Annotated in this window: 14 protein-coding genes, 1 tRNA gene and 1 pseudogene; 11 read left to right on the forward strand and 5 right to left on the reverse strand. The window is 59.0% G+C overall.

From position 1 onward, the window contains the following. The first annotated feature begins 578 nt into the window (after positions 1 to 578). A complete protein-coding gene (bioD, locus tag FJ398_08915) occupies positions 579 to 1,265 on the forward strand; it encodes a dethiobiotin synthase (GenBank protein MBM3838072.1) in 687 nt (228 codons plus the stop codon). Between the two features lie 491 nt (positions 1,266 to 1,756). On the opposite strand, the pseudogene FJ398_08920 reads toward bioD, so the two are convergent. Continuing rightward, positions 1,757 to 1,927 (reverse strand): annotated as a pseudogene (locus FJ398_08920) (DUF1501 domain-containing protein). A 924-nt stretch (positions 1,928 to 2,851) separates the two neighbouring features. Here FJ398_08920 and FJ398_08925 point away from each other — a divergent pair. Next, entirely contained in the window at positions 2,852 to 3,742 is an 891-nt protein-coding gene (locus FJ398_08925) for a formylglycine-generating enzyme family protein (protein ID MBM3838073.1), read from the forward strand. 269 nt (positions 3,743 to 4,011) lie between these two features. Here the strand turns inward: FJ398_08925 and FJ398_08930 are convergent. Next, positions 4,012 to 4,089, reverse strand: a tRNA-Pro gene (locus tag FJ398_08930). Between the two features lie 196 nt (positions 4,090 to 4,285). Here FJ398_08930 and FJ398_08935 point away from each other — a divergent pair. Continuing rightward, a complete protein-coding gene (locus FJ398_08935) occupies positions 4,286 to 5,005 on the forward strand; it encodes a DUF554 domain-containing protein (protein MBM3838074.1) in 720 nt (239 codons plus the stop codon). A gap of 74 nt (positions 5,006 to 5,079) precedes the next feature. Continuing rightward, the gene (locus FJ398_08940) at positions 5,080 to 5,898 is read left to right on the forward strand and encodes a type II secretion system protein (GenBank protein ID MBM3838075.1); all 819 of its coding nucleotides are present in this window, start codon (positions 5,080 to 5,082) and stop codon (positions 5,896 to 5,898) included. 48 nt (positions 5,899 to 5,946) lie between these two features. Here FJ398_08940 and FJ398_08945 read toward each other — a convergent pair whose 3' ends face one another. After that, positions 5,947 to 6,327 carry a hypothetical protein gene (locus FJ398_08945; protein ID MBM3838076.1) on the reverse strand — a complete coding sequence of 127 codons (381 nt, stop codon included), beginning with the start codon at positions 6,325 to 6,327 and terminating at the stop codon, positions 5,947 to 5,949. Between the two features lie 95 nt (positions 6,328 to 6,422). Between FJ398_08945 and FJ398_08950 the strand changes: the two genes are divergently transcribed. After that, a complete protein-coding gene (locus FJ398_08950) occupies positions 6,423 to 7,322 on the forward strand; it encodes a type II secretion system protein (protein ID MBM3838077.1) in 900 nt (299 codons plus the stop codon). A gap of 11 nt (positions 7,323 to 7,333) precedes the next feature. On the opposite strand, the gene FJ398_08955 is transcribed toward FJ398_08950, so the two are convergent. Together FJ398_08955 and FJ398_08960 are read right to left on the reverse strand one after the other, a co-directional pair. Then, positions 7,334 to 8,080 carry a hypothetical protein gene (locus tag FJ398_08955; protein ID MBM3838078.1) on the reverse strand — a complete coding sequence of 249 codons (747 nt, stop codon included), beginning with the start codon at positions 8,078 to 8,080 and terminating at the stop codon, positions 7,334 to 7,336. A 209-nt stretch (positions 8,081 to 8,289) separates the two neighbouring features. Next, positions 8,290 to 9,579, reverse strand: coding sequence for a site-specific DNA-methyltransferase (locus FJ398_08960; GenBank protein ID MBM3838079.1), 1,290 nt, complete (start codon positions 9,577 to 9,579; stop codon positions 8,290 to 8,292). Positions 9,580 to 9,899: 320 nt separating this feature from the next. Between FJ398_08960 and kdsB the strand changes: the two genes are divergently transcribed. The 6 genes from kdsB to FJ398_08990 all read left to right on the forward strand — a co-directional run bounded on the left by kdsB (position 9,900) and on the right by FJ398_08990 (position 16,284). Beyond that, complete coding sequence (gene kdsB, locus FJ398_08965; protein ID MBM3838080.1) at positions 9,900 to 10,637, forward strand: 3-deoxy-manno-octulosonate cytidylyltransferase; 738 nt, start codon at positions 9,900 to 9,902, stop codon at positions 10,635 to 10,637. A gap of 90 nt (positions 10,638 to 10,727) precedes the next feature. Then, complete coding sequence (locus FJ398_08970; GenBank protein ID MBM3838081.1) at positions 10,728 to 12,341, forward strand: CTP synthase; 1,614 nt, start codon at positions 10,728 to 10,730, stop codon at positions 12,339 to 12,341. Positions 12,342 to 12,487: 146 nt separating this feature from the next. Further along, a complete protein-coding gene (locus FJ398_08975; GenBank protein MBM3838082.1) occupies positions 12,488 to 12,922 on the forward strand; it encodes a hypothetical protein in 435 nt (144 codons plus the stop codon). 52 nt (positions 12,923 to 12,974) lie between these two features. After that, positions 12,975 to 14,201: a hypothetical protein gene (locus FJ398_08980; GenBank protein MBM3838083.1), complete on the forward strand. Its 1,227-nt coding sequence runs from the start codon at positions 12,975 to 12,977 to the stop codon at positions 14,199 to 14,201. Continuing rightward, a complete protein-coding gene (locus tag FJ398_08985) occupies positions 14,198 to 15,493 on the forward strand; it encodes a bifunctional folylpolyglutamate synthase/dihydrofolate synthase (protein MBM3838084.1) in 1,296 nt (431 codons plus the stop codon). Before FJ398_08980 ends, FJ398_08985 begins: the two co-directional genes overlap by 4 nt. A gap of 101 nt (positions 15,494 to 15,594) precedes the next feature. After that, positions 15,595 to 16,284 (forward strand): HAD-IA family hydrolase, encoded by a 690-nt coding sequence (locus FJ398_08990; GenBank protein ID MBM3838085.1) that lies wholly within the window; start codon positions 15,595 to 15,597, stop codon positions 16,282 to 16,284. The last annotated feature ends 12 nt before the right edge of the window (positions 16,285 to 16,296 follow it).

Below are 16,296 nucleotides of genomic sequence, written 5' to 3' on the forward strand. Positions count from 1 at the left end.
TTTGGCCTGGGGCTGCGTTGCTCCTCGGTCACAGCCCCACTGGCGGGGGATGCTCGCTCGTCGCGCCTTGCCCCAGGCCAAATTGGGCGCAACGAACGTGAGCGTATTTACGAAACGGACCACTAAGAAAGCTTCCCATGAACCGTCTCCTCGGACCGTGGCCTTTAGGCCGCTTCAACGCTCGACTCCGGAGAGTGCGCGGAAGCAGCCTGAAGGCTGCGGTCCCGCGCAGTTTTCGGTTCATGGGCCATGGGCATGGCCCTGAGGCTAAGAAAGCTTCCCATAAACCGTCTCCTCGGACCGTGGCCTTTAGGCCGCTTCAACGCTCGACTCCGGAGGGTGCACGGAAGCAGCCTGAAGGCTGCGGTCCCGCGCAGTTTTCGGTTCATGGGCCATGGGCATGGCTTCTTGGCCAAGGCAACTTCCCATGACCCTGGTAGGGCTGCGTTGCCGCGCAGCCGGTCTGCGGTCGATGCTGCGGCGCGGCAGCCGCCCTGCTACCGACGAGTTTCCTGGGTAGAATCGCTGGTTTTTGTCGCGTCGGGCTGGCGACTCGTGGTTGGATCGAGCAGAGCGTCATGAGCCGAATCTGTTTCGTCACGGGCACAGACACCGGCGTCGGCAAGACCGTGCTGACGGCCTTGCTGACGCGTTATCTCCGCCAACGCGGCGTTGCGGTCGCGGCGCTCAAACCGATTTGCTCCGGCGGGCAAGGTGATGCGCGTCAGTTGCGCGCCGCGCTGGACGGCGCGCTTTCGCTGGATGAGATCAATCCCTGGCATTTCGGGGCGGCACTCGCCCCCGTGCTGGCCGCGCGACTTGAGCAAAAGCGGGTGACTCAGTCTCAGGTTTTGAGACACGCGCGAAGCGTTCGACGCAGACGCTTTGACGTTGTCCTGGTCGAAGGAGCGGGCGGCTTGCTGAGCCCGCTCGGCGAGAATTTCGATTCCCGCGATCTGATTGCCGGGCTGGGCGCCACGCCCATTATCGTCGGACCAAACCGGCTGGGCGTGGTGAATCAGGTTTTGCTGACGCTGGAAGCGCTGCCTCGTCAGTCCGCACAGGAAGCAGCCGTTGTCCTGATGTCGCCCCGCCATGAGAATGCCGCGAGCCGAACGAATGCAAAACTCCTGACGGAACGAATCGCTCCTGAGCGCGTCCTGGTTTTTCCCTGGCTGCCCGAGCACACGCCTCTTCAGGCCGCTCTTGCGAAACGTCCCGTCCAGCGCGTGCTGGAGAAACTGGCAGGACGCTTGAGTTGCTGAACGTATCCGACGCGCATTCCCTCTCCCTTGAGGGAGAGGGTTAGGGTGAGGGTGAAAGCGTTGGCAAATTGAGAGCCTTCGGAACGGCCCCCTCTCCCTGTCCCTCTCCCCCTCGGATGGGGAGAGGGGGACGTTCGTGGGGAGGGAGGGCTGGCTAAGTGGTCCATTTCATAAATACGCTCACGTTCGCGGCAAGGGATTTTTCGGCCAGACGAGGCGCGAGCGACGAGCATATCCCGAAGTGGATCTGTAAGGAGCAAGCAACGAAGTCTGGCGAAAAAGAACTGCCGCCCTTCGGGTTGCGCCGAATTTTGCCTGGGGCTGCGTTGCTCCTCGGTCGCAGCCCCACTGGCGGGGGATGCTCGCTCGTCGCGCCTTGCCCCAGGCCAAATTGGGCGCAACGAACGTGAGCGTATTTACGAAACGGACCACTAAGTCAGCGTTTGGTGTCCAAAACACCAATGGCGCTACGAACATTACGCCCCTCCAATTCACACGAGAATTTCCGTCAACACGCGTCCGTGAACATCGGTCAGCCGTCGCTCGATGCCGTTGTGGTAGAAGCTGAGGCGTTCGTGGTCGAGTCCAAGGAGGTGAAGAATCGTCGCGTGGAGATCGTAGATGGTCGCCGCGTTCTCGACGGCCTGGTAGCCAAATTCATCACCGGCGGGCGCAAAGGGGGGCGTCCCGCGACGGGCTGCCAGAGGTTCGGCGCTGTGGCCGTCTCAATCGTGTAAACCGTCGGCATGCGGTCTTTGTAAATTTCGCGGCGGTCCCGGCTCCAGACGATCTTGTTGATGAGATATTTTTCCGGAAGCTCGATTTGCACCCAGCCGCGCCCCGCTTCATTCGAGATCCAACTGTGGTCGTTGCCAGTTTTCCCGTCGTTGATGTGTTCGAGTTTGTGAATCTCGAAGTTGGGGAGTGTTCCCGAAGCCGTGGCCTTTGCGCCGGCGCTGGACAAGGCGGCGTTCTGCGGAGGGTCGCCGGCGGTGAAAACTTCCAGTTCATCCAGACACGGTTCGGCGTGGTTCAAGGTTTCATGGACGGTGAAGCGCACGAAACGAGCTTCCACCGGCGCGAACGTCTCGACGTTTTCGCGCGGATTCGGAATCGGGGCGGCTTGGGTCTGATTCAAAGCTGGATTCGCCAGCGGCGTGAAGTGAGCCAGTTGATCGTCCAGCTTCTCGATGAGCCGGCGCAATTGAGCCGCTTTCGCGGTGCGCTCGTCGTAGTCCGGCGTCCGCAGCGTGCGTTCGCCGTGCTGGACGCCCGCAAAGACCGCTTGCATCGCGTAATAATCCGTAATCGGATCGGACGGATCGGACGGATCGGACGTGATCTGACGCCCTTGCGGTGACAACTGGCTCGGCTTGTGCCATCCTCGCGGCATGAGCCAAAAGCCAGATCGTCCCGACCCTCAGAATTCCGCGCGGCAATTCATCGTTGCGCTGGGGATTGTGTTGGCCGGTGTCGTCCTGGGTTATCGCGTGACCAAGTTTCACGAAGGCCCCAGGCCTTCCAACAAGCCGACGGCCCTTGGGCACGACGTGCCGGCGTTTTCCAGAGCACCGAACACAAACAACATGGCCTGGATTCCTGGCGGAACATTTTGGATGGGTTCTGAAGACGGACTGCCCGATGAGAAGCCCGTTCATCAGGTGTCCGTGGACGGATTCTGGATGGACAAAACCGAGGTCACAAACGAGCAGTTCGAGGAATTCGTCAAGGCCACCGGCTACATCACGCTCGCCGAAAGGAAACCCGATCCGAAGGATTTTCCCGGCGCGCCCGTGGAAAACCTGGTGCCCGGATCGGTCACGTTTTCCCCTCCGCCCGGCGACGTGCCGCTGGAGAACCACTACGCTTGGTGGAAATACTCGCCGGGCGCAAACTGGCGGCATCCGGAAGGCCCTGGTTCAAACATCAACGGCCGGGAGAAGCATCCCGTGGTTCACGTTTGTTGGGAGGACGCGATGGCCTTTGCGAAATGGGCTGGGAAACGTTTGCCGACTGAGGCCGAATGGGAATGCGCCGCGCGTGGAGGCCTGGATCGCCAGCCTTACGTCTGGGGCAAAGTTCAAGTGCCAAGTGGAAAATGGCACGCGAACATCTGGCAAGGCCGGTTTCCCAACGAGAACACCCTGGCCGATGGTTTCCGAGGCGCCGCGCAAGTTGCGAGCTTCCCCCCCAATGGCTTTGGCCTTTACGACATCGCCGGGAACGTCTGGGAGTGGTGCCTGGATTGGTATCGCCCTGATTATTATTCCAACAGCGCCGCCAAGAACCCGCAAGGCCCTTCCGACAGCTTCGATCCGAACGAGCCCGGCCTCCCGAAAAAAGTCATGCGTGGCGGCTCGTTTCTCTGCAGCGATCTCTACTGCACGGGCTACCGCCCTAGCGCGCGGATGAAAAGCTCGCCAGACACGGGTTTGTCGCACACGGGCTTCCGGTGCGTGTGGTCTCCAACTCGCTGAGCGGCTCAAAGTTCAAAGCTTCAGGTTCCAAGTGGTCTCTTGCTGCCCAGCCAGCTACGTAGTAGGCCAGACGATATCGCGGGTATTTCCGGCTCTTGCCGTAGATCGTCGCCTCGGCGCGCCGGTGTCGAATGACCTGTGGGAACTTCACCTTCTGCGGCCCAGATTCAGCCGGTTTTTGTGCCAAATCTGTGTCATGATTCTCGCTGGCGCTATCTTGAGAATTGGCCTTATGTCGATTCTCACTCGATTTTACAGGGGTGGAAAGATGGTCGGGGCGGTGAGATTCGAACTCACGACCTCTTGTACCCGAAACAAGCGCGCTAGCCAGGCTACGCTACGCCCCGAACCGTGCCGTGAACTTGCCCGCCCTCTGAAACAATTGCAATGCTGATTTGCTGGTTTATGAATCTCTTCAGTCAAGGTGGCGCGAAGTTCCTACCGGGCCGATGCCATCGCTGAAAAGCTCGGCCGCAGCCTCGCGCCACTGAAGCGGTTTACGGAGATTGACTTTGCCGCCTCCGCCTGCTTGAACGCGCATCGATGATTGGGACGATCTTGAACGGCGCCGCCATTCTCGTCGGCGGGGTGGCCGGATTAGCCGTGGCCAGGGAGATTTCGGCTGCGAACCAATCCCGCCTCAAGGTGGCGCTTGGCGTCTTCGTCGTTTATGCCGGATTGAGCGCGACCTGGAGCGGCCTCAACGGGACCTTCGGCCAAATCGCAAAACAGATCGGCATTGCCCTGCTGTCGTTGATCCTGGGGAATCTCCTGGGCAAGCTGCTCCGTATTCAGAAGTCGTTGAATTCGCTCGGCCAGTATGCCCGGGAGCGTTTCACAAAGGCGCGCCCGACGGACCCCAATCGTCTCAGCGAAGGATTCGTCACGTGCTCGCTTCTGTTTTGCGTCGGCCCTATGGCGATTCTGGGCGCGGTGCAGGACGGACTCACCGGGGATTTCAAGACGCTGGCGATCAAGTCCGTCATGGATGGCCTGGCGACAATGGCTTTTTCCAAGACGTTTGGGTGGGGCGTGATTCTCTCGCTAATTCCCGTTGTGTCGTATCAAGGCACGCTGACGCTGGCGGCGAAGGCGGTCCAACCCGTCCTGCGTGATCAAGCGCTGCTGGACTCCATCAACGCCACGGGCGGATTGCTGGTCTGTTGCCTCGCCTTGATTGTCCTGGATTTGAAAAAAGTGAGGGTGGCCGACTATCTCCCGAGCCTGGCGTTCGCGCCGTTGCTGACGTGGTTCTGGCGCTAGTCAGTCTAGCGAGCTTGACTCTCCGATGCGTTGGCAGCAGATTTCCGCCAACCAAGCGCAACGCCTTTCAGCTTATGAGAAAGCTTTGTTCGAGTTCCTCCCCTGCCCCACTTCGCCGCCACGAGCCCGGTTTCACCTTGATCGAGTTGTTGGTGGTGATCGCCATCATCGCCATTCTGGCCTCTATGCTTTTACCTGCGTTGAGCAAGGCCAAAGGCCAGGCGCAAACCGCCAAATGCGCCTCGAACATGAAGCAGTGGGGCCTGGCCACATTCATGTATCAAGGCGATTTCAATGACCGGCTCCCGCTCTTCGGCGATCTCTCCTCCGATTACAACAAGCCGTTCTGGCACATGAAACTCGCTCCCTACGTCGCGAAGCAAACTCAGGACAACAAGCTCTTCACCCAAACCGAAGTCTATAGTTACGAGCTGCGCCGTTGCCCTGGCGGCAATGCAGGGCCAGTTCCGTTTTCCAAGCCGCCCGCGTCGTCCTCCAAAGAATGGAATTGCTGGATCGGAGCCAACTTTGGGGCTTACGGCGAGCCGCTGAGCGGTCCTTTCTACTACGGCGACCGCACCCAGCCTTTGAACATTGCGCGCATCAAACGGCCCGCCGATGCGATGGCTTACATGGACACCATCACGCACTATGTCTATTCGCCGGTGGAGGCCAATTATCGCTTCACGCTGGACATGGATCGCGACGGCGCCGTGGACACGATGCCGCAATATCCGGACGTGCCTTTCAATTCAGGCCGCCCGACCGTACACAACAACGGATCAAACCTGGCGCTTCTGGACAGCCACGTCGAGCGGGTGCCTTTCAAGAAGCTATGGCAGATCGACGCCGCGAAGAAGGTCGCGCACTCCTATTGGTACATGGAGGATTAACCGCTGCGAGATTCTCTGGAGGACACTTTGATCTGGCTACGAAATCCGTTATTGCCTGCTGTATTCCAAGGGAATTCCGAGTTGCTCGATTGCTGCGACGACCGCGGTTTGTGCGGCGGTCGTGTCCGCAGCAGGGTTGTCGCGGGTATAAACGATGCCGCCATTCGATTGCTTCAGCCGCTGTAATTCCTGCAGGAATTCCTCCTGCGATAGTTCCTTATTATTGGCGAAAATCTCCCCATTCGGTCCAATCTTGATTTTTAGTCGAGAAGTCACCGGCACCGGTTTTCCGGCGGCACCCGGAACCGAATTCTCATTCTTATTGCATCCACAGAACCCCAGTGCGGCCCCGATGCCCAGTATCATCAATAATCTCATAAACCAGATTTCGGGGGCCAATCTAGCAAGATCACCCTGGATGACAAGCATGACACGATTGCGAGGATTGCGAGGATAGCTTAGCTAATCCCTGTGCGGAGAGAAGCACAGCGGACTCGCGGACTCGGTGAAAAAACTGTCGCCTTATGGGTCCCCTTATGTTACACACAAGCCCTATGCCCGCACAGCGCCGAAACAAAGCTCTGCGCCAACCTAACGGAACGCGCGCGAACCTCGAGGGTTTCACCCTCATCGAACTCCTGGTCGTTATCGCCATTATCGCGATTTTGGCTGGCATGCTTCTGCCTTCTCTGGCGAAAGCCAAGTCCAAGGCGCAGCAGATCAGTTGCGTGAATAACGTGAAGCAACTGAATACCGTGTTCCAAATGTACGCGGGCGACAACGATGATCGGATTGTCCTGAATAACCACGGGGATGTGGGTCCGTGCTGGGTGGTTGGGAGTTTCGCGGCCAATGCCGCGGATGCCACGAACATTACGATCATGAACAACGAAAACCTGTCTCTCTTTTCGAAATACATGAACGCGGCGAGAAGCGCGAACGTTTACAAGTGCCCCGCTGACAAACTAAAGGGGACGGGATCGGGAACCCTTGCGGTTCCGCGGGTTCGCAGCTACGCGATGAATAGTTACATGGGCTGGGACGTGAACCCTCCGCAGACTCGCCCCTACTCCTATCGCGACATTCCCAACGCCCGGTACCAAGGACCCTTCCTGCGTCTCGGCCAACTGGTCGGCATCTCTCCTGCCACCGCCTTTACGTTTATGGATGTGCATCCGGAGAGCATCTGTGCGCCTCTCTTTGGAGTCAACATGGGGGCGCAAACCTGGTATCATATTCCGGCCGCTTATCATAGCAGCTCAGCTTCGGTTGGCTTTGCGGATGGCCATGCGGAAACCAAGAAATGGTCCGATCCACGGACGGTGAAACCGAGCCCGAGCACTGACTTTCACGGCCATGCGACATCCTCGGCCAACAATCGAGACCTCGTTTGGCTCCAGGAACACACGACCGTCTTAAAGTAATTGGTTAGTCATCATTGCCCCCCGCCCGCCGCCGACTTCCAAATCTTGACGTCACCTGAGTTATTCTGTTTCAAGCCCGGTGTGCTCCTCCCGGCGGCAACAATCTTCTCCAGCGATTTGGTGAGCCTCTTCACGACCGCCGGATGTTTAGCCTGGAGGTTGGTCTGTTCGCCGGGATCGGCCGCGAGGTCGTAAAGTTGGACAGAGGGAAGCCGCGCGGCCTCCGCACTGCCGGGTCTTGGCGCGCTCCAACCACCCGAATCCGGACACAATTCGAGCTTCCATTTGCTTTGCCGGATCGATGTTGGGAAAATCACGCGCCACGAGCGTGCCCGGACAAAGGAGAACAGCCGCCAGCAAGAGACCGGCCAGGGAGCGCACCGCCAAGGAGCGGAGATTTCTTTGGAGCATCGCCGGCCAAGTCCCCTCTTGCGAGGGGCGCGTGGGAAATGTCCAAGATCCATCGATCGTGCGTTGGAACCATGAACTGGTAGGGACGCGTTCCACCGCGTTCCACCGCGTCTCTGATATTGCTGTTTCGATCGCAGAGCAAAGTCAGGGACAGAGTGGAATCCGTCCCTACCAAGTTCACGGGAAGCTGCCATGGCCACGGTGCCATGCCCGCGGCCCATGAACTCGGTAGGGCGAGTCCGTCCCGGCGAGCCGCTCGACGTGCGTGGAACACGTCCGACTCGGCTCGCTGGGGACAGGCTCGCCCTAGCGTCTGGTTCATGGAAGTTCCGTTGGTTTAAGAACATGGACTGGGGTCATGAGTTCGATGTTCCGCGTTCGATGTTGGATGTTCGACGTTCCACCGGCGACGTCGAACATTGCATTGAACTCCTGAACCTTACAGCCCGCGTTGGGGATGCTCGGACCTCGCCGCCTTGGCCACAGCCAAAATCCCTCGCCGCAGGACCCCGCGCAATTTTCGGACACGCTCTAAGCTGGCAGGCTGGAAGCTGCCCTACTCTTTGCGGAACAGGACAATCCGGTTCGTATTCGTTCCTTTGAAGCCGTTATCCACGCCCCAGCAATTCGCCGTCTTCGTAAATTCCTGATCGTTGATCAACACGAGCACCGGTTGAAGGCCAGCCCGAACGCCGCACGGAAGCACTGCCTCCTCCAGTTTGATCGTGCCGCCTCGGACTTCGCCCACCTCAAACGCCAGATGACCGCCTGGCACAAGAACTCGCCGCAGCTCTCGGAAAACGGCCGTCATCGCCGCCTGCCAATCCTCCAGATTCTTCAGTTTGGTGATCGGCACAGATTTCGCATCGATCCCCAGGAACCAACAGCGCAACCAGTTATCCCCGGCGTAATCGACCACGTCCAGGAACGGCGGTGAAGTCACAGCCAGGTGAACTGAGTTGCTCGCGAGCTGCGGCGTGGAGGCGGCCGGTTGTGTCAGGAGTTGGGCGTGGTCCGCGACCCGCGCCAGAGTCTGCCGCACGTGTGGATCGCATTCGCTCAACAGGATCCGGGATTTCTTCAAAATGATCTCGCGCACGTGCCGGCGCGGCGGAGTCTGGTTGCGTTTGGTGTTGATCCTTTGCTGCGCTTTGACCGACGTCGCTTGGTTGGGCGGCAAGGTATAGACCGAGAAAAAGCCGTTCGAGTGCCCGGTCAACCGGTTGATCGCCACCATGCAAATCCATTCATCCACCGCATCCAGCGAGCCGGCGCTGCGGCGTTGCAGCAAATATTTCTTCAGCGCCGAGATCTCCCTCAGCGTTTCCGGATGATAAAACACGAGCAAGTCTTCCGGGAATTCATCGGGGTCGCCGAGGCTGATTTCCTTCAACCGCTCCGCGACCTCTGTCAGCCGGGGCGGATGGAGTCGCGGGCGTGTCAGCACCACGCTGAGCGGATTGATATCGCAGGCCACCGGCACCCGTCCGAGGAGCGCGGCTTCGACCGGCGTCGTGCCGCGGCCCATGAACGGATCATAAACCGCGCTGCCTGAATCGGTGAGGCGCTCGATGAAGAAGCGGGGCAACTGCGGTTTGAAGCAGGCGCGATATGAGATTTCGTGGAGCCGGTTGGCCTGGCGCTGTTGCGCGGTCCAGAATTCGTTCACGAAAGTGTCCACGGCGCAAGCGTCGCCGTTCGGTGCCTGAAAAGCGGTCGTGAGTAGCCGGGTATCTTTGCCGAACTCGCGAAAACGCACCAATTCACCCGCAAACTGACTGGTCGTGATCCGTTTGCTGCGATCCACGAAGTCGAGGAGTAAACCGCTTTGGTCGGCTGTCAACATAGTCGGCTGCATCTTGGGTCCGAGTGGTAATCGTTCCCAGGTTGGTTCGCAACTAAAGACTCGGTGAAGCTTGATTTGCAGTTGGATTTTTTGGACGCGGCCATATTCTACTGACCCTGTAATGCAAATCGATCCGGTCAGCTCCTATTACAGCCAGATCGCGCGCAACGCGCTGGATCGGCTGCTGGAATATGCCGAGCTTTCTCAACGCCGAATTCTTTACCACGCCAACTACCTGCGTGATCTCGCGACGCCGTGAAGGATATGGAGGTGGAGCGGGCCAAGAACGCGGAATTGTTCGAGAAGTTCAGGAGAGAACCTTGAAAGTTCTCGGCGTCATCCCCGCCCGTTTTGCCTCGACGCGATTCCCCGGCAAACCGCTGGCCCTGATCGGGAAAAAGCCCCTCATCCAATGCGTCGTCGAGCGCTGCCAGAAAGCCACTTCGCTGGCTGAAGTCATCGTCGCCACGGATGACTCCCGCATCCAGGATGTGGCGCGGAAATTCTGCCGCGTGGAGATGACATCACCCAGTCATCCGAGTGGATCGGACCGAGCCGCGGAAGTGGCGGCGCGCTGCCCCTGCGATGCCGTCGTCAACATTCAGGGCGACGAACCATTGATCGACCCGGCCGTCATCGACGCCGTAGCCGACGCCGTGCAGACTTGCGAGATGTCCACGGCGGCGACGCGCATCCGGGACGCGCGCGATCTCGACAACTCGAACGTCGTAAAAGTCGTTGTCAATTCTTCTGGCCACGCTCTATATTTCTCGCGTCGCACCATTCCGTTTGTGCGTGATGCCGCCAGTCGTTCGACCGAAGAGCAGATGGCGGCGTTTGCTTTTTTGAAGCATCTGGGGATTTACGGATATCGGCGGGAGACGCTGCTCCGGCTGGTTCAATACCCCGTCTCGAGCCTGGAACAGGCGGAGAAACTGGAGCAGTTGCGGGCGCTGGAGAATGGAATTCAGATTGCCGTCGCGCAAGTGGATTACGACAGCGTAGGTGTGGATGTTCCTGAAGATGTGGCGCGGGTGGAAGGCTTGTTGAGGCGTTAAATGGGTTAAATCGTTAAAGCGGGCAAACGCTCGGACTTGGATCACCGTTTTAACGCTGCAACGGTGTAACGTTGTAACGCGGTAACCACGATGAAATACATTTTTGTCACGGGCGGAGTGGTGAGTTCGCTGGGTAAGGGCCTGACCGCGGCGGCGCTCGGCACGCTCCTGGAGAATCGCGGCCTCAAAGTGACACTGCAGAAGTTCGATCCCTACCTCAACGTCGATCCCGGCACGATGAGCCCCTATCAGCACGGCGAGGTGTACGTGCTGAATGATGGCGCGGAGACGGACCTGGACCTGGGCCATTACGAACGATTCACCAACACCAAGCTGACCCGCGTCAACAACCTCACCAGCGGCCAGGTTTATCAGACGGTCCTCGACAAGGAACGCCGAGGCGATTACCTGGGCAAAACCGTCCAGGTCATCCCGCACGTCACCGATGAAATCCAAAACCGCATTCTGCAGATCGCCGAACTCACAAAGCCGGACGTCGTGATAACGGAGATCGGAGGAACCACGGGCGACATCGAAGGCCTTCCGTTCCTGGAAGCGATTCGAGAATTCGCCCTCGACGTGGGGCCGAGCAACGCGCTCTTCGTCCACGTCACCTACGTGCCGTTCATCAAGGCCGCCGGCGAATTGAAAACGAAGCCGACCCAGCAATCGGTTGCCAAATTGCGCGAAATCGGCATCGCGCCGAACATTCTGATTTGCCGTTGCGAACAGCCGTTGAACAAGGAACTCCGGCAAAAAGTCTCCCTGTTCTGCAACGTCCCGTACGAAGCGGTCATCGAAGAGAAGGACGTGGAGCACTCCATTTACGAAGTGCCGCTGATGCTCCAGCGGGAACGATTGGACGACCTGGTTTGCCAGTTTCTGCGGCTGGACGCGCCGCAGGCGAACATGAGCCACTGGCAGGACATTATCCGCAAACTCGTCGCGCCGCAGCATCGCGTCCGGATCGGGGTCGTCGGAAAATACATTGGCCTGAACGACGCCTATAAGTCCGTCTATGAAGCGATCAGCCACGGCGGCATCGCCAATGACTGCGGCGTTGAAATCGAGAAAGTGGACGCCGAAGAAATCGAGAAGTACGGACCGGAACGAATCCTCAAGGGCGTGGGCGGAATCCTGGTTCCGGGAGGCTTTGGCGAACGCGGCATCGAAGGCAAAATCCAGGCCGCGCGATTCGCCCGCGAGCGCAAGATTCCTTATCTCGGCCTTTGCCTGGGCATGCAGGTGGCGACCATCGAGTTTGCCCGGAACGTGTTGAATTTGGAGGGCGCGCATTCGACGGAGTTCGACCCGAACTCGCCGCATCCGGTGATTGCGCTGCTCGACGAACAGAGGAACGTGACCAAGAAAGGCGGCACCATGCGGCTCGGCGCGCAGCCGGTCCAATTGACTGTGGGGACAAAGGCCGCGCATCTTTATGGCGCGTTTGTGGTCAACGAACGGCATCGCCACCGCTACGAATTCAACAACGCCTACCGCGAGCCATTCGAGCAGGCGGGCTTTCTCTTCACCGGCAATTCCCCGGATGGGAAGCTCGTGGAACTGATCGAGCAGAAGGACCACCCGTTTTTCATGGCCAGCCAGTTTCACCCGGAATTTCAGAGCAAGCCCAGCGCGCCGCATCCGCTCTTCCGCGGTTTCATCGCCGCCTGCCACCAGTACATCCACCACAAACCGCTCTGACGCGGTAAGCCAGTATGGAGGAGGGCGATCGATCCCAAAAGAGCCAGGAGAGCTCTGGGGGGTTCGAGCTCAACGAGTCGCTTCCCGAAGCCGGCAGCGTGGGAAAAGCTCAGCCAAGCGCTGCTCCACCGGAATGGACCAGGAAGTTGGAAGAAAAACAGCGGCTCCACGACTTGCTCCTGGAGCGAATCAAACAACGCTCTGGTGATCTGGAGAACATGTGGAAGGAGATGAACGCTCACTGGACGTATGAAGATCCCTTCTATCGTTTCTATCACGGTAGCTACAAAGTGTGTGGAGTACAACAGACCACCGCGCGAGCCGTGGAACTTCTGCGCCGCCTCATGCCCGATCGCCCGCTCGACGCGACGTTTGAAGAAATCATTCGGCAAGGGACCGGTAAGAAGTTTGCAATCGAACACAACAAAGACTGGGATAATCATACCAGGCCGATGCTGGAAGCATTCACTCACGCCAAATTCATGATCGAAATGTGTCTCAGGTATCGGGATCTGCCGAAGGCTCCGACGACCCTGCCGAGCGGTTGGGCCGCTTTGCTCTATCTCTACGGACTCCGTTAGCTCTAAGCGGCCCAACACCCCGGAGTTGCGCTGACTCTCCAGCATAAACGGCATGAGCAAAAAGATCCTAACGGGCGTAATTCTGTGCGTGTTCCTCTTCGCGGGTCTTGCGGTGTTGCGAACCAGGTCGCCCGTCGAACCCACCTACAAGGGCAAACCAGTCTCTCACTGGATGCTGGAGACTCGATCTCAAAGGCTGGAGGACAACGAAGGATTATCGGCGATTGGGATCAATGCGCTTCCGTTCCTCATCCGAATCCTCAAGACTCGCCAAGGCATTTTCTGGAATTCCTTTGACATGCTGGCTTCCAAACTTCCCCTCCGAGTCCAGCAGTGTCTTCCGAAATTGATGTCGAAGGATGAGGCCTATCAAATCCGCGTCAAAGCCATCATTTCGCTGAAAGCATTCGGGTTTGAAGCGACGCCTGCTCTGCCGGCCTTGTACAAATTGTTCCTGGACGAGAATCCGGCAATTCAAAGTCAATCCCTGAATGCGGTGTATCTGATTGGCCCAACGACGGAAGTAATCCCGCATTTGATCGAGGCTTGGATCAACACCAACCGATTGCACAAATCGAACCGGGGAGAAATCATCGCCCTTTGCGGACGGATCGGTCAAACAGATCCCGTAGCCGTAGTTCCATTGCTCATTCAAGCGCTCGACGACACCAGTGCTGGCATCCACTCAAACGCCGCGTTGGTTCTCGGCCGAATCGGCCATCCGGCTCCGGAAGCTGTTCCCAGGCTCATCGCCATGCTGGAGGACAAAAGTCTGCGCGCCGAAGCCGCTTATGCGCTGGGACGCGCTGCCGACGATCTCGAATCCCTGATTCCAAAACTGCGCCTCATGCTGCAAGGGGACGACTTGAACGCAAGAGCAAGCGCCGCGCTGACCCTGCTGCGATTCCCAGAAGAAAGGGAGCGGGCTTTCAAAGAGATCTCCAACCTTTTGGACAATCGAGTCCATGGCTGGTTTCTCGCGAAAGGCCTCGGTGAAATCGGCGCGCCAGCCAAGGAGGCCGTTCCGGCGCTGCTGCGCCTTGCGCAGGCGGAAGCCGTGCTGAGAATCGACCCGACTGCGTCCGCGGCGGTTGATGTCCTGGTCGAAGCGCTTCGTGATCCGAAGCCCTCGATTCGCCAGCAAGCCCCGTTGAGCCTGGCTTCGCTGGGTTCGATAGTCCACGCGGCCGTACCGGCGCTCGAGAAAGCGTTGCAGGACACGAACCGCGAGGTCCGCTACTGCGCCGCCGACGCGTTGCGGAAAATCAAACCCGAATGACTTACTCGGACGCCATCCAATTTCTCTACAGCCTTCGTTGGTTCGGCGCGAAACTGGGCTTGGAAAACACGTTCAAGCTCGCCACGCTGGCGGGCAATCCCCACGAACACCTTCGGTTCATCCACGTCGCCGGGACCAACGGCAAAGGCTCGACCTGCGCCATGCTGGAAAGCATCTACCGCGCGGCGGGTTTGCGTGTGGGCCTGTTCACTTCGCCGCACCTCGTCGCATTCGGGGAACGCATCCAGATCAACCGCCGGCTCATCAGCGAGGCGGACGTTGTCAGGCTGGTGGAAGAAATGCAGCCGTGGCTGAAGACCTTTCTCGCCTCGGCGCATCCCACCTTCTTTGAAGTCGTGACCATGATGGCGCTGCGCTATTTCGCAGAACAAAACGTCGATCTGGTTATCTGGGAAACCGGATTAGGCGGGCGCCTCGACGCGACGAACATCGTCAACCCGCTCGCCAGCGTCATTACGAACATCCAGTTCGACCACGAAAAGTGGCTGGGACACACGCTTCCGGAAATCGCCGCCGAGAAAGCCGGGATTATCAAGCCGCGAGTTCCGGTCGTGACGGCTGAGGAAAATCCCGATGCATTGCTCGTGATTTCGCAAGTGGCGGCCAACAACAATAGCCCGCTCGTCCAGGTCTCGCGCGCAGACCTCGATCGCCCTCCACTGGCCAAACTCCAACTGCCCCTGCCTGGCGAGCATCAACGGCTCAACGCCGCGCTGGCGCTGGCCACGATCCGCATCCTGGCCGGCCAGATTCCTGTTGGAGCGGACGCGGTGCAAAAGGGACTCCTGAGCGTGTCCTGGCCGGGCCGCCTTCAGATTGTCCGCAGGCCGCCCAATCGCACGATCCTTCTCGACGGCGCGCACAATCCCGCCGGCGCTCAAGCCCTCCGCGCTGCCATTGAAAAACTACTTCCAGGGCGGATGACGCTTATCTTCGGGGTCATGCAGGATAAGAATTGGCAGGCCATGTGCGAAATCCTGGCGCCGCTCGCGAGCCGCATTCTCCTCGCGCCGGTCAGCAGCGACCGCTCCGCCAGCCCGCAAGCGATGCGCGATTTCTGCGAAGCGCTCGACTCGCACGCGGAGGTCGTGGCCTGCGCCTCCTTGACCGAAGCGCTCAATCGAACCGCAACCGATCCCCTGGTGCTCATCACCGGCTCGCTGCATTTCGTAGGTGAAGCGATCGAAGTTTTGCATCTCTCGTCCAGCCCCGCCTTGAATGAGCGCGGATTGAACGAATGGACTGGTGTGAGAGAGTTGAGAGTTCACTGATCAGTTGCCAGTGATCAGTTGCCAGTTGCCAGTCTGTCCGTAATCGATAACACCTCAAATCTCTCAACTCTCAACTCAAGATACTCTCAACTAAGTCACCGATGGGAACGTCTTTCCCGATGATGCGACGCGATAAGATCAAGGCGCTGACTTTCGACGTGGGCGGAACGCTGATCGATCCGTGGCCGTCGGTTGGGCATGTTTATGCGGAGGTCGCCAAACAACACGGAGTCCTGGACGCCGATCCCGAAGTTCTGAACCGCCGTTTCGCCGAAGCATGGCGAACCCAAACCAATTTCGACTACTCGCGCCGCGCCTGGGCAGAACTTGTCGCCCAAACGTTCGCCGCCTCGGCCATTCACGAAAGCGATCCGCATCTTTTTGCCGACCTTTACGCCCGATTCGCCGGCACCGAAGTTTGGCGCCTGTACGACGACGTCGTGCCAGCCCTTGAGACATTGCACACGAGTGGACTGCGGCTGGGAGTGATCTCGAATTGGGACGAACGCCTTCGCCCGCTGCTGCGCGCGCTCAAGCTGGAGCGCTACTTTGAAGTGATCGTCGTGTCCCGTGAATTCGGCCAGCACAAGCCGGCGCCGGCTATTTTTCAGCATGCGCTCCGGCAATTGGGCTTGCCGGGCAAAGCCGTGCTTCACGTCGGCGACCGCGCCTCGGAAGACGTCGAAGGCGCCAAACGCGCCGGACTTCAGGTCGTTCGGATCGACCGGAGCCGTCCCCGTTCAACGGATGAAGTTATTCGCTCGCTTACGGACTTGCCGCTTCTGCTCTGAGTTCAAAGTTCG

This window comes from Verrucomicrobiota bacterium, assembly GCA_016871535.1.
Classification (GTDB): Bacteria; Verrucomicrobiota; Verrucomicrobiia; order Limisphaerales; family SIBE01; genus VHCZ01.

Coding starts and splice junctions, on each gene's coding strand:
- FJ398_08950 (MBM3838077.1), top strand. CDS start 6,423: ATGGGTCCCCTTATGTTACACACAAGCCCTATGCCCGCACAGCGCCGA.
- FJ398_08990 (MBM3838085.1), top strand. CDS start 15,595: ATGGGAACGTCTTTCCCGATGATGCGACGCGATAAGATCAAGGCGCTG.
- FJ398_08985 (MBM3838084.1), top strand. CDS start 14,198: ATGACTTACTCGGACGCCATCCAATTTCTCTACAGCCTTCGTTGGTTC.
- FJ398_08970 (MBM3838081.1), top strand. CDS start 10,728: ATGAAATACATTTTTGTCACGGGCGGAGTGGTGAGTTCGCTGGGTAAG.
- bioD (MBM3838072.1), top strand. CDS start 579: ATGAGCCGAATCTGTTTCGTCACGGGCACAGACACCGGCGTCGGCAAG.
- FJ398_08940 (MBM3838075.1), top strand. CDS start 5,080: ATGAGAAAGCTTTGTTCGAGTTCCTCCCCTGCCCCACTTCGCCGCCAC.
- FJ398_08980 (MBM3838083.1), top strand. CDS start 12,975: ATGAGCAAAAAGATCCTAACGGGCGTAATTCTGTGCGTGTTCCTCTTC.
- FJ398_08955 (MBM3838078.1), bottom strand. CDS start 8,080: ATGTTCTTAAACCAACGGAACTTCCATGAACCAGACGCTAGGGCGAGC.
- FJ398_08960 (MBM3838079.1), bottom strand. CDS start 9,579: ATGTTGACAGCCGACCAAAGCGGTTTACTCCTCGACTTCGTGGATCGC.
- FJ398_08925 (MBM3838073.1), top strand. CDS start 2,852: ATGGCCTGGATTCCTGGCGGAACATTTTGGATGGGTTCTGAAGACGGA.
- FJ398_08945 (MBM3838076.1), bottom strand. CDS start 6,327: ATGCTTGTCATCCAGGGTGATCTTGCTAGATTGGCCCCCGAAATCTGG.
- FJ398_08935 (MBM3838074.1), top strand. CDS start 4,286: ATGATTGGGACGATCTTGAACGGCGCCGCCATTCTCGTCGGCGGGGTG.